General features: G+C 58.6%; 15 protein-coding genes and 3 tRNA genes. 6 read left to right on the plus strand and 12 right to left on the minus strand.

Annotation, left to right across the window (positions count from 1 at the left end):
• Nucleotides 1-326 precede the first annotated feature (326 nt).
• From atpC to DTJ15_RS08480, 7 genes are all read right to left on the minus strand, one after another.
• A complete protein-coding gene (gene atpC, locus DTJ15_RS08450) occupies nt 327-758 on the minus strand; it encodes an ATP synthase F1 subunit epsilon (RefSeq protein ID WP_043559580.1) in 432 nt (143 codons plus the stop codon).
• A 3-nt stretch (nt 759-761) separates the two neighbouring features.
• Nucleotides 762-2,225 (minus strand): F0F1 ATP synthase subunit beta, encoded by a 1,464-nt coding sequence (gene atpD, locus DTJ15_RS08455; RefSeq protein WP_043559688.1) that lies wholly within the window; start codon nt 2,223-2,225, stop codon nt 762-764.
• A 22-nt stretch (nt 2,226-2,247) separates the two neighbouring features.
• The gene (locus tag DTJ15_RS08460) at nt 2,248-3,144 is read right to left on the minus strand and encodes a F0F1 ATP synthase subunit gamma (RefSeq protein WP_043559583.1); all 897 of its coding nucleotides are present in this window, start codon (nt 3,142-3,144) and stop codon (nt 2,248-2,250) included.
• Between the two features lie 12 nt (nt 3,145-3,156).
• On the minus strand, nt 3,157-4,692 hold the full coding sequence (gene atpA, locus DTJ15_RS08465; RefSeq protein WP_043559586.1) for a F0F1 ATP synthase subunit alpha: 1,536 nt from the start codon (nt 4,690-4,692) through the stop codon (nt 3,157-3,159).
• Nucleotides 4,692-5,267, minus strand: coding sequence for an ATP synthase F1 subunit delta (atpH, locus tag DTJ15_RS08470; RefSeq protein WP_043559589.1), 576 nt, complete (start codon nt 5,265-5,267; stop codon nt 4,692-4,694). The genes atpA and atpH overlap by 1 nt, the downstream gene beginning before the upstream one ends.
• 15 nt (nt 5,268-5,282) lie before the next feature.
• Nucleotides 5,283-5,567: a hypothetical protein gene (locus DTJ15_RS08475; protein WP_143539988.1), complete on the minus strand. Its 285-nt coding sequence runs from the start codon at nt 5,565-5,567 to the stop codon at nt 5,283-5,285.
• A 27-nt stretch (nt 5,568-5,594) separates the two neighbouring features.
• Nucleotides 5,595-5,669, minus strand: a tRNA-Gly gene (locus DTJ15_RS08480).
• A gap of 189 nt (nt 5,670-5,858) precedes the next feature.
• Here DTJ15_RS08480 and DTJ15_RS08485 point away from each other — a divergent pair.
• From DTJ15_RS08485 to nusG, 3 genes are all read left to right on the plus strand, one after another.
• Nucleotides 5,859-5,935, plus strand: a tRNA-Trp gene (locus DTJ15_RS08485).
• A 69-nt stretch (nt 5,936-6,004) separates the two neighbouring features.
• Complete coding sequence (secE, locus tag DTJ15_RS08490) at nt 6,005-6,259, plus strand: preprotein translocase subunit SecE (RefSeq protein WP_081562558.1); 255 nt, start codon at nt 6,005-6,007, stop codon at nt 6,257-6,259.
• Between the two features lie 9 nt (nt 6,260-6,268).
• Nucleotides 6,269-6,802, plus strand: a complete 534-nt coding sequence (nusG, locus tag DTJ15_RS08495) for a transcription termination/antitermination protein NusG (protein WP_043559594.1) — start codon at nt 6,269-6,271, stop codon at nt 6,800-6,802.
• A gap of 162 nt (nt 6,803-6,964) precedes the next feature.
• Here nusG and DTJ15_RS08500 read toward each other — a convergent pair whose 3' ends face one another.
• The 3 genes from DTJ15_RS08500 to DTJ15_RS08510 are packed head-to-tail and all read right to left on the minus strand — an operon-like array spanning nt 6,965 to nt 10,749.
• The gene (locus DTJ15_RS08500; RefSeq protein WP_249109828.1) at nt 6,965-7,624 is read right to left on the minus strand and encodes a membrane integrity-associated transporter subunit PqiC; all 660 of its coding nucleotides are present in this window, start codon (nt 7,622-7,624) and stop codon (nt 6,965-6,967) included.
• A gap of 3 nt (nt 7,625-7,627) precedes the next feature.
• Nucleotides 7,628-9,310 carry an intermembrane transport protein PqiB gene (locus DTJ15_RS08505; protein ID WP_081562560.1) on the minus strand — a complete coding sequence of 561 codons (1,683 nt, stop codon included), beginning with the start codon at nt 9,308-9,310 and terminating at the stop codon, nt 7,628-7,630.
• Entirely contained in the window at nt 9,307-10,749 is a 1,443-nt protein-coding gene (locus tag DTJ15_RS08510) for a paraquat-inducible protein A (RefSeq protein WP_081562561.1), read from the minus strand. Before DTJ15_RS08510 ends, DTJ15_RS08505 begins: the two co-directional genes overlap by 4 nt.
• A gap of 116 nt (nt 10,750-10,865) precedes the next feature.
• Between DTJ15_RS08510 and DTJ15_RS08515 the strand changes: the two genes are divergently transcribed.
• Both DTJ15_RS08515 and DTJ15_RS08520 read left to right on the plus strand, forming a co-directional pair.
• A tRNA-Thr gene (locus DTJ15_RS08515) sits at nt 10,866-10,940 on the plus strand.
• A 29-nt stretch (nt 10,941-10,969) separates the two neighbouring features.
• On the plus strand, nt 10,970-11,839 hold the full coding sequence (locus tag DTJ15_RS08520; RefSeq protein WP_249109829.1) for a restriction endonuclease: 870 nt from the start codon (nt 10,970-10,972) through the stop codon (nt 11,837-11,839).
• A 91-nt stretch (nt 11,840-11,930) separates the two neighbouring features.
• Here DTJ15_RS08520 and ahpF read toward each other — a convergent pair whose 3' ends face one another.
• Nucleotides 11,931-13,496, minus strand: a complete 1,566-nt coding sequence (gene ahpF / locus DTJ15_RS08525; RefSeq protein ID WP_249109830.1) for an alkyl hydroperoxide reductase subunit F — start codon at nt 13,494-13,496, stop codon at nt 11,931-11,933.
• A 147-nt stretch (nt 13,497-13,643) separates the two neighbouring features.
• Nucleotides 13,644-14,216, minus strand: coding sequence for an alkyl hydroperoxide reductase subunit C (gene ahpC, locus DTJ15_RS08530; RefSeq protein ID WP_043559605.1), 573 nt, complete (start codon nt 14,214-14,216; stop codon nt 13,644-13,646).
• 233 nt (nt 14,217-14,449) lie between these two features.
• Here ahpC and DTJ15_RS08535 point away from each other — a divergent pair, with 233 nt between their 5' ends.
• Nucleotides 14,450-15,397: a hydrogen peroxide-inducible genes activator gene (locus DTJ15_RS08535; protein WP_043559608.1), complete on the plus strand. Its 948-nt coding sequence runs from the start codon at nt 14,450-14,452 to the stop codon at nt 15,395-15,397.
• Nucleotides 15,398-15,541 lie beyond the last annotated feature (144 nt).

Below are 15,541 nucleotides of genomic sequence, written 5' to 3' on the forward strand. Positions count from 1 at the left end.
CGCCGCCAACATATCCCTTCCAGTCTCTACTTTATAACCCATATTCTCTTGTCAATGACCACCCCAGCCGCCCCGAAACTTCCGCTCCAGCGCCGCCGGTGAATGGGCTTATACGCACCCACCCCCACACGGTCAACACGATTCCCGAAACTTTCTCAAAGTTTCTTCACATAAACCCCAAAAACCCCAGAAAACCGCCACCCAACCCCAAAAACACACCCCCCGGCGAATCACCCCACCAAAAAGAATCGAACATGGAAAAGAAAAAGCCGGTCCCCTTTGAAAGGAGACCGGCTTTCCCAAAACAGTCTGAGACCAAGAAGGCTTCAAAGAGACTTGAGATCGTGCTGCTTCACCTTTTCAGCAACCTCAATCTCCGCACGGGCAGCCTGAATCTGACGTCCCAAGCTTTCCTGAAGCTCAACCTCATCAGGGCCAACCCTTGTCCACTGATTCTTCAGCTCATCCAGCGTCTGGCTGGCATCATCAATGGACAGGTCTTCAAGCGCCCGCACCGAATCGGCAAGAATCGTGCAGTGATCCGCTGTCATGTCGACAAAACCACCCGTGACGAAGCAGCGTTCCAGAACCTGGTCGTCCTTGTAGAGAGTGATCACCCCACCACGAAGCTGCAACAGCAACGGGGCACGGCCAGGCATGGCCGCAATGTCCCCTTCCGTACCCGGAACAACAACCATATCGACCTCACGGTCCGTATAGCGTCTTTCCGGGCTGACGATTTCGGTGCGAAGCGGCATGGATCAGCCCTCCTGCTTCATCTTCTCGGCTTTCGCCTGCGCCTCTTCAATGGCGCCAACCATGTAGAAGGCACCCTCAGGCAGGTCATCGCACTCACCGTTCACAACGGCCTTGAAGGACCGCACGGTATCTTCCAGAGACACCAGCTTGCCCGGAGACCCCGTGAAGACCTCCGCCACATGGAAAGGCTGCGACAGGAAGCGCTGGATGCGGCGAGCACGGCCCACCACCAGCTTATCCTCCTCGGACAGCTCATCCATGCCGAGAATGGCGATGATGTCCTGAAGCTCCTTATAGTTCTGGAGCGTGCTCTGGACAGCACGGGCCACCTCGTAATGCTCCTGCCCCACAATCTTGGGGTCCAGAGAGCGGGAGGTCGAATCCAGCGGATCCACAGCCGGATAGATGCCCATCTCAGCGATGGAACGGTTCAGAACCGTCGTGGCATCAAGGTGAGCGAAGGTAGCAGCTGGAGCCGGATCGGTAAGGTCATCGGCTGGCACGTACACGGCCTGAACGGAGGTGATGGACCCCTTCTTCGTGGAGGTAATACGCTCCTGAAGGGCACCCATCTCCGTTGCCAGTGTCGGCTGATAACCCACAGCAGACGGGATACGACCCAGAAGAGCGGAGACCTCGGAACCAGCCTGCGTGAAGCGGAAGATGTTGTCCACGAAGAAGAGGACGTCCTGACCTTCCACATCACGGAAGTACTCGGCCACGGAGAGACCCGTCAGGGCCACACGAGCACGGGCACCCGGCGGCTCGTTCATCTGGCCATAGACCAGTGCCACCTTGGAACCGTCAGTATGACCGTTCTCATCAATCTTGATAACACCGGCACCCTGCATTTCGTAATACAGGTCGTTCCCTTCGCGGGTACGCTCACCCACACCGGCAAACACGGACACACCACCATGCGCCTTGGCGATGTTGTTGATGAGCTCCTGAATGATGACGGTCTTACCCACGCCGGCACCACCAAACAGACCAATCTTACCACCCTTCAGATACGGGCAGAGAAGGTCGATCACCTTGATACCTGTCACCAGAATCTCGGTATTGGCAGCCTGTTCCTCAAAGGAGGGAGCGGGGCGGTGGATCGGGAAGCGGGTTTCCGTCTTGATCGGCCCCTTCTCATCGACCGGCTCACCAATGACATTGATGATGCGGCCCAGAGTAGCCGGACCAACCGGCACGGTGATCTGGCTGCCCGTATCGGTCACCTCAGCACCACGAACGAGACCATCAGTCCCTTCCATGGCGATGCAACGGACCTGACGCTCACCAATTTCCTGCGCAACTTCCAGCACGACCGTCTGATCACCATTCATGACATGAAGGGCATTCAGAATATGCGGCAGCTTGTCCGTAAACTGGACATCCACCACCGGGCCACGAATCTGGGTGATCCGTCCAACACCAACACCGGCATTTTCAGCAGAGCGGTTGAGTTCCTCAGACATCAGATTTCTCTCCTGCATGATCTCAGACGGCTTCTGCGCCGGAAATGATTTCGATCAGCTCGTTAGTAATATTGGCCTGACGTGTCCGGTTATACCGGAGCGACAGACGCTCGATGGCCTTGCTCGCATTGCGGCTGGCATTATCCATGGCCGTCATGCGGGCACCCTGCTCACCGGCAGCGCTCTCCAGCACGGCAGCATAAAACTGCACAAGCAGATTGCGTGGCAGAAGCTGTGCAAGAAGGTGGCCTTCATCAGGCTCAAACTCGTAGACAGCGCCGTCTGTCCTCTTCTCCCCGGCATTGTCATTCTCCGCAACAGGCAGAGGAACAAGACCAAGGGCCTGTGGCGTCTGGGTCATCGCATTGACAAAGCGATTGCGCATCAGGGTGCAGGCATCAATCTCCCCACCCTCGACCAGATCGGCAACACGTTTCGCCAGATCCTGGGCAAGGGCATAAGCATCCTGCTGGGTCCCCGCCTTGTTGTGGAGCGAATCCACAACCATGTCCGGATAATAGCGCCTGAAGATCTCAGCGCCCTTGCGGCCAACGGGCAGCAGACGCACGGTACGACCCTGCGCCAGAAGGTCCTCGATCTGCTGACGGGCAGCACGGATGATGTTGGCATTGAAGCCACCGGCCAGTCCACGATCGGACGTCAGAACAATGAGAAGATGCACATTGTCCCGTCCCGTGCCAGCCAGAAGCGGCGGCAGGGTGGAAGGGTCCATCCCCTGCGATGCCGCTGCCAGCTCGCTCATCATACGCCGCATGGTATCAGCATAGGGGCGGGCTGCCTCGGCCTGATTCTGGGCGCGCCTCAGCTTTGAGGCAGCGACCATTTTCATTGCGCTCGTGATCTTGCGGGTCGATTTGACCCCCGCAATCCTTCCGCGCAGTTCTTTCAATGAAGGCATGAGCTACAACCCTCAGGCTGAAAAACGTTTGCTGAAGGCCTCAAGCAGGGACTTGAGCTCACCCTCGATCTCCGGTGTCAGCTTCTGCTCGGTACGGATCCTGGCCAGAACACTCTTGCCACCGTTGCGCAGCTCCTCCAGGAGAGCAGCCTCATAGGACGTCACCTGGTTGACTGCCACGGAATCCAGATAGCCACGGGTTCCAGCGTACAGAACAGCCACCTGCTCCTCAACAGCCAGCGGGGAGGTTTCCGGCTGCTTCAGCAGCTCCACAAGGCGGGCACCACGATCCAGCTGACGGCGTGTTGCCGGATCAAGGTCAGAGGCAAACTGGGCAAAGGAAGCCATCTCACGATACTGGGCCAGCTCCAGCTTGATGGTACCGGCAACCTGCTTCATGGCCTTGATCTGCGCAGCCGACCCCACGCGGGACACGGACCCACCCACGTTCACGGCCGGGCGAATACCCTTGTAGAACAGGTCAGTTTCAAGGAAGATCTGACCATCCGTAATGGAAATAACGTTGGTCGGAATGTAGGCGGACGTGTCACCAGCCTGTGTCTCGATCACCGGCAGGGCCGTCATGGACCCGGCACCGAACTCTTCGGACATCTTGGCGGAGCGCTCCAGCAGGCGGGAGTGCAGGTAGAACACGTCACCCGGGAAAGCCTCACGCCCCGGCGGACGGCGCAGCAGCAGGGACATCTGGCGATAGGCCACAGCCTGCTTGGAGAGGTCATCATAACAGAGCAGGGAGTGCATCCCGTTATCCCGGAAATACTCACCCATGGCAGAAGCAGAATAAGGAGCCAGATACTGCATCGGGGCAGCATCGGAGGCCGTGGCAGCCACGACGATGGAGTAATCCATCGCACCAGCTTCTGTCAGCTTGCGCACAAGGTTGGCCACCGTGGACCGCTTCTGCCCGACAGCAACATAGATGCAGTACAGGGACTTCTTCGGGTCACCCTCGGCATTGACACCCTTCTGGGCCACGATGGTGTCGATCAGGATGGCGGTCTTACCTGTCTGACGGTCACCAATCACCAGCTCACGCTGCCCGCGCCCGATCGGCACGAGGGCATCAATGGCCTTGATGCCGGTCTGCATCGGCTCACTGACGGACTGACGGGGCATGATACCCGGAGCCCGGACATCAGCACGACGATATTCGACATTCTCCAGCGGACCACGGCCATCAATCGGGTTGCCCAGAGCATCCACGACACGCCCCAGAAGCCCCTTGCCGACGGGAACTTCCACAACCTTGCCGGTGCGCAGCACGGTATCACCTTCGCTGATGAGGTCACCCTCACCGAAAATGACGACACCAACGCTGTCGCTCTCGAGGTTGAGAGCCATGCCACGCACGCCACTCCCCTCGAACTCGACCATTTCACCGGCCTGAACATTGGTCAGACCATAAACGCGGGCAATCCCATCCCCAATGGACAGAACGGTCCCTGTCTCTGAAACAGCGGCAGGCTGATCAAAGGACGCGATCTGCTGCTTGAGAATTTCTGAAATCTCGGCGGGACGGATCTCCATCACGCGGCTCCCTTCATGGCGTTCTGCAGACGGGCCAGACGCCCGGCGATCGATGTATCAAAAAGAACTGAACCAACACGCACAACCATACCCCCAAGCAGGGTTTGATCAACATGTTCAGTCATGGCAATATTGGCATACCCGGCCTGCTGGAGGCTGGCACGGAGGCTTTCACGCTGCCCATCTTCCATTGGACGGGCAGTCGTCACTTCCACACGCACCTCGCCACGCTGGCGGGCGTCCAGAAGAAGAACGGCTGACAGGATTTCATCCAGGCCAGACAGACGGCGCTGATGGGCAATGAAGCCAACAAACCGCTGCAGGGCCTCACCAAGCCCGAGAGCGGAGCCAAGGGCTTTCACCAGTTTTTCCGTCTGGCTGATGTCGAGCCGGGGATCCGCCAGAGCGGTACGCAGGTCCGGCAGCTGGGCGATGGCCTTTCGCAGCGCCCGCACCTGCTCCAGCACGGTGGCCTTGTCCTGTTTGCTGTCCGAGAGATAGTCCTCAAAGGCCCGGGCATAACGCTGCGCCACTTCGCCTGGCGCCCTGATCTGCTTTTCCTGTGCAACCGTCACGGGTTCATTCCGTCTTCATGAGGTTCTGCTTTCACGACCGGTTTCCCGGCACAACCCAACCGGCATGCCCCGGAACATGCTGCGTGACAGCACGGCGTCCCAGAGCCGGAACCCGGCCAGTGTTTCGTCCATGTCCACTAACACGGCGGGGCCCTCCAGCGCAACCAGAGGACCAACCGGGCCACGGCCCACAACACCGGTGGAACCGGCCAGCATAGCAGGGATGCAATGCCCGCGGACTCCAGCACCAAGCAGCCCCCGTTCCATCCATTTACTAGATGGATAGATGGCGAGGCCCATGCGCAGAGTGTCAATTTTTCAGGAGACTGGAGCGGGCGAAGGGAATCGAACCCTCATCAGAAGCTTGGAAGGCTACTGCATTAGCCATTATGCTACGCCCGCTCTGTTTCGGGCTGGAGATATAACCGCTCTCCCAGAGCAAGACAAGGGGGGATTCACCCCACCCTGCAGATGTGAAAGGTTTTTTCATTTTCTTGGAGATAGTGCTTGACTTTATGGGCCTGTCGTTATCTTTTCCTGCCCATCGTCAAGCCCTGAGGGGCGGACGGTCGCAGGTCGATTCGACCCTGAAGGGGTGTAGCTCAATTGGCTAGAGCGCCGGTCTCCAAAACCGGAGGTTGGGGGTTCGAGACCCTCCACCCCTGCCACGTCATACCCTGCCCGCCTGACTGCCTTACCCGGGTGACAGGGCTCGGGCCGAGATAGATTTGAGGATAATGGTGTCGGTCACAAAGCCGAAAGGCAATTCACCGAAGATGCCTCCGGCCCAGAAAGGCCCAGGATTCAGCCTTCGTAGATATTTTTCAGATGTGTGTGCCGAGGCCAGACGTGTTACGTGGCCGACGCGTCGCAATACCATCATTACAACAGGTGCCGTGCTGGCCATGGTCGTCGCCACCTGTATTTTCTTTTTCGTCGTCGATCAGCTGATCGGCCTGGGGATCAGCAAAATCTTAGGCATCGGAGGCTAAAGCAGCATCATGGCAAAACGCTGGTACGTTGTGCATGTCTATTCAGGCTTCGAGAAGAAGATTGCCGATCATATCCGTGAACAGGCCGAAAAGAAGGGGCTGAGCGATCAGTTCGAAGAAATTCTGGTACCGTCCGAGGAAGTGACCGAGGTCCGTCGTGGCCGCAAGGTGAACACGGAACGCAAATTCTTCCCCGGTTATGTTCTGGTCAAAATGGAACTGACGGACCGTGCCTGGCATCTCGTCAAGGACACACCGAAAGTGACGGGCTTTCTGGGTACACGCAACAACCAGCCAACGCCCATCAGCAATGCTGAAGCCAAGCGGATTCTCCAGCAGGCTCAGGAAGGTGTCGAGCGTCCCCGCTCCAGCCTGTCTTTCGAGATTGGCGAGCAGGTGCGGGTTTCCGATGGGCCTTTCACATCCTTCAATGGCAGTGTCGAAGAAGTCGATACGGAGAACCAGCGCCTCAAGGTCAGCGTCTCCATCTTTGGCCGCTCCACACCGGTGGATCTGGACTACAATCAGGTCGAAAAACTCTGAAGGAAGGGCCTTCGTTCCTTTCCAAAGAAACCACCCCTTCATGGTCTGAAGCGGGTGGTTTTTTTATGGCTTCCCCTTCTCATTCATGAAGGCATGAAAAAACCCCGTACAGCCTTCCAGAGGCCGTACAGGGTTTCCCCATCAGGCAGAAGCCCTGTTCCGTTACAGGCTGGAGGCCTCCTCATGGACCGGCAGTGCCGGTAGCGAATACAGAAGCTGGATGGCCTGGTCGGACAGTACTCCCATACCTTCCGCCAGAACCCGCACCATGTCGGCTGGCTTCGTTCCGACAGGCTGCGGCGATACCCACTGCACATTCACTGCACAAGCCTGTGAATCTGGCGCCCCTGCCCTGTGGGCAGACAGCACACCAGTAATGACAGCATGACCAGATACATCCTGCTCAAACCGGGACAGGCTCAGCTCCAGATAGGCTCCAGCCGTCACGGCTACAGAATCATTCTGGGAAAACAGCACATGGCCGGGCAGGCGCTGCCTCAGGTCGGCTGCCAGGGCATGACCAAGCATCTCGCCGAGCGGCTCACTCCAAGCAGCAGCAGGCACCATATGATCCTGGGCATCCTGCATCACCCTCAAAAGACCATCCCGATCCAGCCGGGAGGTGATGGATGGGGTAAGCACCTCAATGGCCTGTGGCAGGGCCGCCTGTATCACAGGGGACGCCACTGGCCCGGTCTGCGGTGCCAGAACATAATAGGTCGTAGGTGTACTGCTGCACCCGGCCAACAGAACACCTCCCAGGCAGACAGCTCCCAGCAGCCCACATGAACGCACGAAGGAAGGGTAGAAAAAACGCTTCATGGATCAGGGCCCCCGACCGGTAATGAGAGATGATGGATGATGGTCCAGATAGTCCGCCAGAAGATGGAAAGAGCGGGACATCCGTGTCAGCTGGACAATCAGCTCTTCAAGATTTCTGCGGAAGTCCGGATTGCCCCCATAGGAGGACAGCATCGTACGGGCCTGCGCCAGTGTGCCATTCAGATTGACCATCAGCTCTGGAAGATGCTCATCCGCATGGTCCAGCAGATGGTTCAGCGAGACCAGAGAGCCACTCAGGCCGGCCATGGCCCGTGTGACCTCGGGGCTTCTGAGACGTTCATCACCATGAGCGAGAATCTCATTCAGATGGTCACCGATCTGGGTCAGCGGCATGGCCGCAATCTTGTCCGTGATGGTGGACACTGACTGGAGGATGCTGTCCATGCCGCCGGGCTGGCTTGGAATCACGGCTACACCATTCTCAAACGTTATCTGCTGCCCTTCATGCGTCTTGTCAGGCGCAAAAGACAGGGCAATCATGGCCTCCCCTGTCAGAAAACTGACATTCTGGACAGATGCACGCATCCCTTCAGCCACAAAACTGCCCAGCAGATCGCTCTTCCGGGCGGAATCCTGCTCATCGTCAGCAATCACACGCTCAGGTTCAAGCTGCATCTCCACCCGGACACGGGGAGCGTGACCACGTTTATTACCTCCCAACTCCAGATGCACACCTGTCACCTGTCCGACCTGAAGACCGAACATCGTCACCTTGCTGCCTTCCGTCAGACCAGCCACAGCTGTATCGACATAGGTCAGAACAGGGACCTTGTGACGATAACGGGCATTATCCGCATCCTCCTTTGTCTTGTAGAGATGGAAAACGGAATTGGCCACCGCAGGCGGCGTATCCTCAGTCTGTGCACTGTCAGGACGACCAAACGCCACCCCACCGGAAAGGAGAGCCTGGAATGACTGGAGGCGAATGTTCATGCCCCCGGCTCCAAAGCCTATCTGCATCCCCGATACATTCCAGAACCGGCTGTCAGCCCTCAGATAACGATCATAGGGCGCCTTCACGAAGGCCTTGATCAAAAGAGGCCCCTCTCCACCAGGCGGCATGGTATAGCCAAGGATTTCCCCCACCTGTACGTCCCGGTAGAAGATGGGAGCCCCGGCCCCGAGGGATTCCAGGGTGGACGAAACCAGCCAATATGTGCTGCCCGGTTTGTCCGAGCGGATACCGGGAGGCGTTTCCAGACCCTTAAAGTGGGTCTGGTAATGGCCTCCCTCCGGTTTGCCCGGGTCCATGGCGATATAGGCGCCAGAAAAAAGCGTATCCAGCCCCGTGATGCTGGCCCCGTTGATGCGCGGGCTGACAACCCAGAACCGGGTATGCTCATTGAGCGTCCGCGGATCGATGCCACTCATCTGGATGGTCACATCAGCATGGGTCATGTCCGGGCTCAGGGCTACGCCCTGCACCACACCTAGGTTCACCGCCTTGTTCTTGACCTGCGTCTGCCCCGGAACAATGCCATCAGCAGCATCAAAGGAGACGACAATGCTCGGCCCCATGGTGGCAAAGTGCCTCCAGGCCAACCATCCGGCAATCAGCAGAGCAAGGATGGGAATGATCCAGAGCACGGAAAACCGTGGCAGCCGGACATTGGCCTCTGCACCATGTCCACCTTCGGAATGTCGCTTCAGATGCTCATCTCTCACGCTTTTTCAGGCTCCATATCCCGTAATTCCGTCACATCCTCTTCTCCACCCTGCCTGGAATGGCCCAGACCCTGCCGGTTATAGCCTGCAGCATCCCACATACGCCGGGGATCATACAGGTCTGCGGCAAAAATAGTTAACACAACCACAAGAGCAAAGAAGACCACGCCCAGCTCGGCCGTCACGCTCGCCATGAAGCCAAACCGGACCACAGCCGCCAGAATGGAGATCATGAACACGTCAATCATCGACCAGCGACCAATGAACACCACGACCTTGTAAAGGCCTGTCAGACGCTTCAGCGCCTTGTGAGAGGCCCTGCCCCGACATTCACAGCCGATCATCAGGGCCAGCAGGAACACCTTGAGGACCGGCACGGTGATGCTGGCAAAAAGCACCAGCAGAGCCAGAAAGTAAAGGCCAGCCTCCCAAAGCTGGATCACTCCAGAAATGATGGTGCTGGGGTGTCCGTGCCCAACCTTCACGAAGGCCATGACCGGCAGCATGTTGGCCGGAATGTAGAAAATGAAAGCCGCCACCAGAAAACACATGGCCGCCTGAAGGCTGTTCCGCTTGCGCCGCCGCAGTATCTGCCCACAACGGGGGCAATCCCCCATGTCACGCTCATCATCCACCGGGCCACGGGCGACAAAAACCAGTCCACAGGCATGGCAGGACAGCATGTGCTTCTCCGGCGGCAGGGCACGCCCCTCCGCCATGTATATGCCCAGACCAGGGCGCCTGGTGACGGACCTGTGCCTCCATATCATGTCGGCATCAAAGGCCGAATCCATGGCTGCCATCATCACCATCAGCCCCCCGAGCAGGTACACGCCCGGTTGCAGGATGACCAGGGCCAGATCAACCAGCTTGGTATAGGCCACGAGCAGGCCAATGACGTACACCTCGACCATGGACCACGGGCGCAGCTTTTCATACCAGGCCAGCAGGGGACGGACCCAACGGGGCATTTCATCCCGGGACGCACCATAAAGAATCAGCGTCATGCAGACGAGCACGATGCCAGGCATGAGCACGCTGGCCAGAGCCACCAGTATGGCAATGCTCCCATAACCCTGCCGGGCCATTTCCAGCGGGCCGCTCATGAGGGTGACCATGTTCTCCCGCCCGTAGATGTTGAGCGTCATGAGCGGGCTGACCAGCAGCACGATATACAGCGCCAGAGCTGAAAGGCAGAAGACCAGCGGGCCGCCAATCTCCGAAGTCCTGCGCCGTCGTGCCATGGTATTTCCGCAACGGGCGCAGCTCAGAACATGTCCTGGCCGCAGGTGAGGAACATGCTGGAAGAGACCACAGACATCACATTCATCCACCCCGGCCACCACCTTGAGTGCGGGCTGGTCCACATCATGCCGCAGGAAGGAACAGGCTCCGCCCTGGCTCCACAATCCTTTGTGAAAATGATCTTTTCTGAACATCCACCCCTCTTGCGCCGCCAGAGAGGGGTCTGCAACCCCTTTCAGGCCGTTATCCATAAATATTTTACATACACCGTTGCCTGTCACCTCATTTTTCTGTATAGGCTCAACCCGATGCCGACATAGCTCAGGGGTAGAGCAACTGATTCGTAATCAGTAGGTCCTCGGTTCAATTCCGAGTGTCGGCACCAGCTTCCCCTACACAGGATCGAAGGCGGACATGGCGGGACAACCGGATGGTGGTTTTTTTCCCCGCTCCGGTCCACTGCCCCCAGCACTTCACCACGGCAGCGTAACACCCTCCTTCCTGCCCGGGCATGGTATTGCCATCCTTCCTGCGGATGCACTTCTCCTCGGCTTTTTCCTGGTCCTGTTTCTCCAGTACCACCATCGTGTGCGACGCAGGCGCAAGGCCTGGCAGCTTCTCTGCCAGCTCATTGCCCGGCATCAGCATACACTGGCGCAACGCCAACAGGCCTGCCTGACCGAAAACCATTATGGCGTCGTGGACAAACAACGCTGGCACAGGGAGCTGGACTATTTCTGCCAGAGCATCCTTCTCACCTGCCTGATGCAGGAAAATCTGGCTGACATATGGCCCTCCCTGCGGCGGCGGACCCTTCGCCGCATCAGCCGTGTGGTAAAAATCCTTCTCAAGCGCAACAGGACATCTCCTCCCCCAGCCGCCGCCGGAAGCAGCACCACACCACGGCAGTTCACCGCCACCATGGACCCGCTGGATTATGAACGTTTCTGCGCCGGACTGCTGCGTCAGGCCGGATGGCAGGCACGCACCACACCACCGGGGGCAGACCAGGGCATGGACATCATTGCCGAGCAGAGCGGAGTCCGGCTCGTCATACAATGCAAACTCTATGGCAGGCCGGTCGGGAACAAGGCTGTCCAGGAAATTTTCACAGCCCGGCAGCACCGTCAGGCCCAGTATGCAGCTGTCGTCTCCAACGCTGGCTATACCCGCCCAGCCCGGCAGCTGGCCCATGCCACCGGTGTCCATCTGCTGCATCACAGCCAGCTTTCAACACTGGGCCTCATGGACCTCCAGCCCCAGCCGGACCTTTTTCACCCATAAACAAAAAAGACCGGCCTGAAACAGGCCGGTCTCTTCATCCAGTCACCCAGACTTCCACATCAGAAGCAGTCCGGGCCTATCAGATGTTCCCTCAGGAAGCAGCCGGGACACGGATGATGTGGTCAAAGGCAGACAGGGCAGCCTTGGCACCCTCACCCATCGCCACGATGATCTGCTTGTACGGCACCGTCGTGGCATCACCGGCAGCAAACACGCCGGGGATGGAGGTACGGCAACGCTCGTCAATGCCGATCTCACCGATGCGGGACATCTCGATGCCACCCTTCAGCCAGTCCGTGTTCGGCAGCAGGCCGATCTGGACGAAGATGCCGTCCACGTCGATGCTGTACTCGCTGCCATCCTTGACATCCTGCCAGCTCAGGCCGGTCATCTTGCGGCCATCACCACGGATCTCGGTCGTGCGGGCGTTCACCACGATATCGACATTCGGCAGGCTGCGGACCTTGTTCTGAAGGACCTCATCAGCCGTCAGCACAGGGTCATACTGAAGCAGCGTCACGTGGGACACGATACCGGCGAGGTCGATGGCGGCTTCCACGCCACTGTTGCCACCACCGGCAACAGCAACCGGACGGCCCTTGAAGAACGGACCATCACAATGCGGGCAGTAGGCGACGCCCCGTGTGCGGTATTCTTCCTCACCCGGCACGTTCAGCTGACGCCAGCGGGCACCTGTTGCCACGATGATGGTACGGGCCTTCAGGTGGGCACCGCTCTCCAGCACGATCTCGTGCAGGCCACCTTCCTTCTCGGCCGGGATCAGCTTGGCAGCACGCTGTGCCGTGATGACACGGACATCATAGCTGCGAACATGCTGCTCCAGATTCTTGGCAAGGGCCGGACCTTCGGTCTCCGGTACGGAGATGAAGTTCTCGATGCCAGCCGTATCCATGACCTGACCACCGAAGCGCTCAGCCAGCAGACCAGTGCGGACACCCTTGCGGGCCGTGTAGATGGCGGCGGCACAGCCAGCCGGACCAGACCCGATCACCAGCGTGTCGAACGGAGCCTCGTCATTCAGCTTCTCGGAAGCCTTGGCAGCACCTTCAGTATCGATCTTGGCCAGAATCTCCGGCAGTTCCATGCGACCGGTGGAGAAACGCTCACCGTTCAGGAACACCTGAGGGACGGAACGCACATCACGCTCGTTCACCTCATCCTGGAACAGGGCACCATCAATGGCCGTGTGGCGGATGTTGGGGTTGAGCACGCTCAGCGTGTTCAGGGCCTGAACGACATCCGGGCAGTTGTGGCAGGACAGGGAGAAATAGGTCTCGAAATGGAAATCACCCTTCAGGGCCTTGATCTGCGCAACCTGTTCAGCCTCGACCTTCGGCGGGTGACCACCAACCTGAAGCAGGGCCAGTACCAGAGACGTAAACTCGTGGCCCATCGGGATGCCCGCAAAGCAGACCTGAACATCTGAATCTGCGGCACGGATCAGGAAAGACGGGCGACGGGCGTCATTGCCACCTTCCTGATAGGAAACCTTATCAGAGAGTTCGGAAATTTCGTTAAGAAATTCTTTCATCTCACGGGACTTGTCGCCCTCATCAAGGGAGGCAACAAGAATGATGTTGTGGCGCAGATGCTGGAGGTACCCTCTCAGCTGGCCTTTGAGTTCGTCGTTCAGCATGAATTCTCTCTCCAGAATCTCTGGTGCTCAGGGTCTGGCAGACCGGGGAATCGGCCCCATGAAAAAGGAGGCGCACCACAACGCAGCACGCCTCCCCTCAACGGTGGGGAGAGGCCCCCCACCATACTTCCCGTTTTCAGGACGTGATCAGATCTTGCCGACCAGGTCCAGGGACGGATTCAGGGTTGCCGTGTCGCCACCCTCTTTCCACTTGGCCGGGCAGACTTCACCCGGGTGAGCAGCGATGTACTGGGCAGCACGGATCTTGTCGAGCAGCTCGGCAGCGCTACGGCCCACACCCTCGGAGGTGATCTCGATGTACTGGATCTTGCCTTCCGGGTCGATCAGGAACGTGGCGCGGTCAGCCGTGTGGCTGCCATCGGCACGCAGAGCATCGAAGTTGCGGGCGATGTCGCCAGACGGGTCACCGATCATGGTGTACTGCACCTTGCCGATGGCCGGGGACGTGTCGTGCCATGCCTTGTGGGTGAAGTGCTTGTCTGTGGAGACACCGAAGACCTCGACACCCATCTTCTGGAAGGTCTCATAGTTCTCGGCGAGGTCTTCCAGCTCTGTCGGGCAGACAAAGGTGAAGTCAGCCGGGTAGAAGAACACGACGGACCACTTGCCACGCAGGTCTGCATCAGAGACCTGAAGGAACTTGCCATCACGGAAAGCCTGGGCGGTAAACGGCTTAATCTCGGAACCAATAGCAGGCATGGAAACCTCCTCATTCACTTTCAGAATTGTAGACTTCCGCAGGGCCTGCGGATGTCCCCTCAAAGGGACAGCCCAACCTTGGGAATGTCAAGCATGTTCACCTTCTAGCCCACGGCTCTGAAACCGTCTAATTGAGGGTTGTTATCAGTATAATTGAGAATCATTATCAATCCTTATGCGATTCCAGTCTTTTTCCCTTGGCCCTGCCTCCAACTCAGCTTATTGGTATCCTTATGTCCTACGTTCCTCTTTCCGGTCTGTCCCTTCGGGACATCGAGTACGTCGTCGCAGTTGATGACCTGCGCAACTTTTCCCGTGCAGCTGAGCGTTGCGGGGTCAGTCAGGCGGGGCTGTCCGAGCAGGTGAGAAAGCTGGAGCAGCTTCTCAATGTCACCCTGTTCGAACGCTCCCGTCGGCATGTGGCTCCCACACCGGAAGGTGAGCGCCTCATCGCCCTGGGGCGGGATGTGCTGGCCTCAGCCCGCAATCTGCTGGAAGTCGCCCGGGCCCATACAGGACCGCTGGACGGCCTCCTGCATATCGGCGTCATTCCCACTCTCGGGCCGTACTACATCCCCGGCCTTCTGCCCCGCCTGCGCCAGAAGTACCCCCAGCTGGGCCTGAGGCTGAATGAGAACACCACGCCCAATCTGGTACAGGCTCTCCGGCAGGGCGATCTGGATGTTGCCTTCATGGCACCCACGGCTGCTACCGAAACACTGGAACATGCACCGCTCTTTCAGGAACCTTTCCTGGCGGTATTCCCCAAAGACCATGAGCTGGCCACCAAGAAGAATCTGTCCATTGCCGACCTGGCTCGGCCGGACCTGCTGCTGCTGGAAGACGGACATTGCCTGCGGGACCAGGCCCTCTCCCTCTGCCCCAGCAATTTCCGCTCGCAGGACCAGCGTCTGGCCACCAGTCTGGAAATGCTCTGGCACATGATCGGCGCCGGAGAAGGTTTCTCCCTCATTCCCCGTCTGGCCCTGAACAACCGGCAGGAATTTGACGGCCTTGTGACAGTCCGGGAGCTGAGTGAGAGCGAAGCCCGCCGGACCATCAGCCTCGTCTGGCGTCCATCCGACCCACGGGCAACATCCTTCCGGGAGCTGGCCAATTTCCTGCGGGCTACCACACCAGATGGCTGCCTGCCGCTGCCCAAAACGAAGATCCCGACCTGAAGGGCTCTTCTCCCCGGGGCAGACTCCATATCCCAACATGAAAGAACGGGTGGAAGAGCATGGCTCCTCCACCCGTTCTTTCATCTACAGACACAACATGCCCGGAACACCGGGCTGACCCTGTCAGCCCGGCTCCTTTCAGCC

The organism is Parasaccharibacter sp. TMW 2.1891, assembly GCF_023337675.1.
In the GTDB taxonomy this organism is placed as follows: domain Bacteria; phylum Pseudomonadota; class Alphaproteobacteria; order Acetobacterales; family Acetobacteraceae; genus Bombella; species Bombella apis.

What these genes read in the sequence shown, in the direction of transcription:
- DTJ15_RS08520 (WP_249109829.1), top strand. Translation starts at nt 10,970, where the DNA reads ATGGCGGGACAACCGGATGGTGGTTTTTTTCCCCGCTCCGGTCCACTG.
- DTJ15_RS08475 (WP_143539988.1), bottom strand. Translation starts at nt 5,567, where the DNA reads ATGGGCCTCGCCATCTATCCATCTAGTAAATGGATGGAACGGGGGCTG.
- DTJ15_RS08500 (WP_249109828.1), bottom strand. Translation starts at nt 7,624, where the DNA reads ATGAAGCGTTTTTTCTACCCTTCCTTCGTGCGTTCATGTGGGCTGCTG.
- DTJ15_RS08510 (WP_081562561.1), bottom strand. Translation starts at nt 10,749, where the DNA reads ATGTTCAGAAAAGATCATTTTCACAAAGGATTGTGGAGCCAGGGCGGA.
- DTJ15_RS08460 (WP_043559583.1), bottom strand. Translation starts at nt 3,144, where the DNA reads ATGCCTTCATTGAAAGAACTGCGCGGAAGGATTGCGGGGGTCAAATCG.
- atpA (WP_043559586.1), bottom strand. Translation starts at nt 4,692, where the DNA reads ATGGAGATCCGTCCCGCCGAGATTTCAGAAATTCTCAAGCAGCAGATC.
- atpC (WP_043559580.1), bottom strand. Translation starts at nt 758, where the DNA reads ATGCCGCTTCGCACCGAAATCGTCAGCCCGGAAAGACGCTATACGGAC.
- atpD (WP_043559688.1), bottom strand. Translation starts at nt 2,225, where the DNA reads ATGTCTGAGGAACTCAACCGCTCTGCTGAAAATGCCGGTGTTGGTGTT.
- ahpC (WP_043559605.1), bottom strand. Translation starts at nt 14,216, where the DNA reads ATGCCTGCTATTGGTTCCGAGATTAAGCCGTTTACCGCCCAGGCTTTC.
- secE (WP_081562558.1), top strand. Translation starts at nt 6,005, where the DNA reads ATGGTGTCGGTCACAAAGCCGAAAGGCAATTCACCGAAGATGCCTCCG.
- nusG (WP_043559594.1), top strand. Translation starts at nt 6,269, where the DNA reads ATGGCAAAACGCTGGTACGTTGTGCATGTCTATTCAGGCTTCGAGAAG.
- ahpF (WP_249109830.1), bottom strand. Translation starts at nt 13,496, where the DNA reads ATGCTGAACGACGAACTCAAAGGCCAGCTGAGAGGGTACCTCCAGCAT.
- DTJ15_RS08535 (WP_043559608.1), top strand. Translation starts at nt 14,450, where the DNA reads ATGTCCTACGTTCCTCTTTCCGGTCTGTCCCTTCGGGACATCGAGTAC.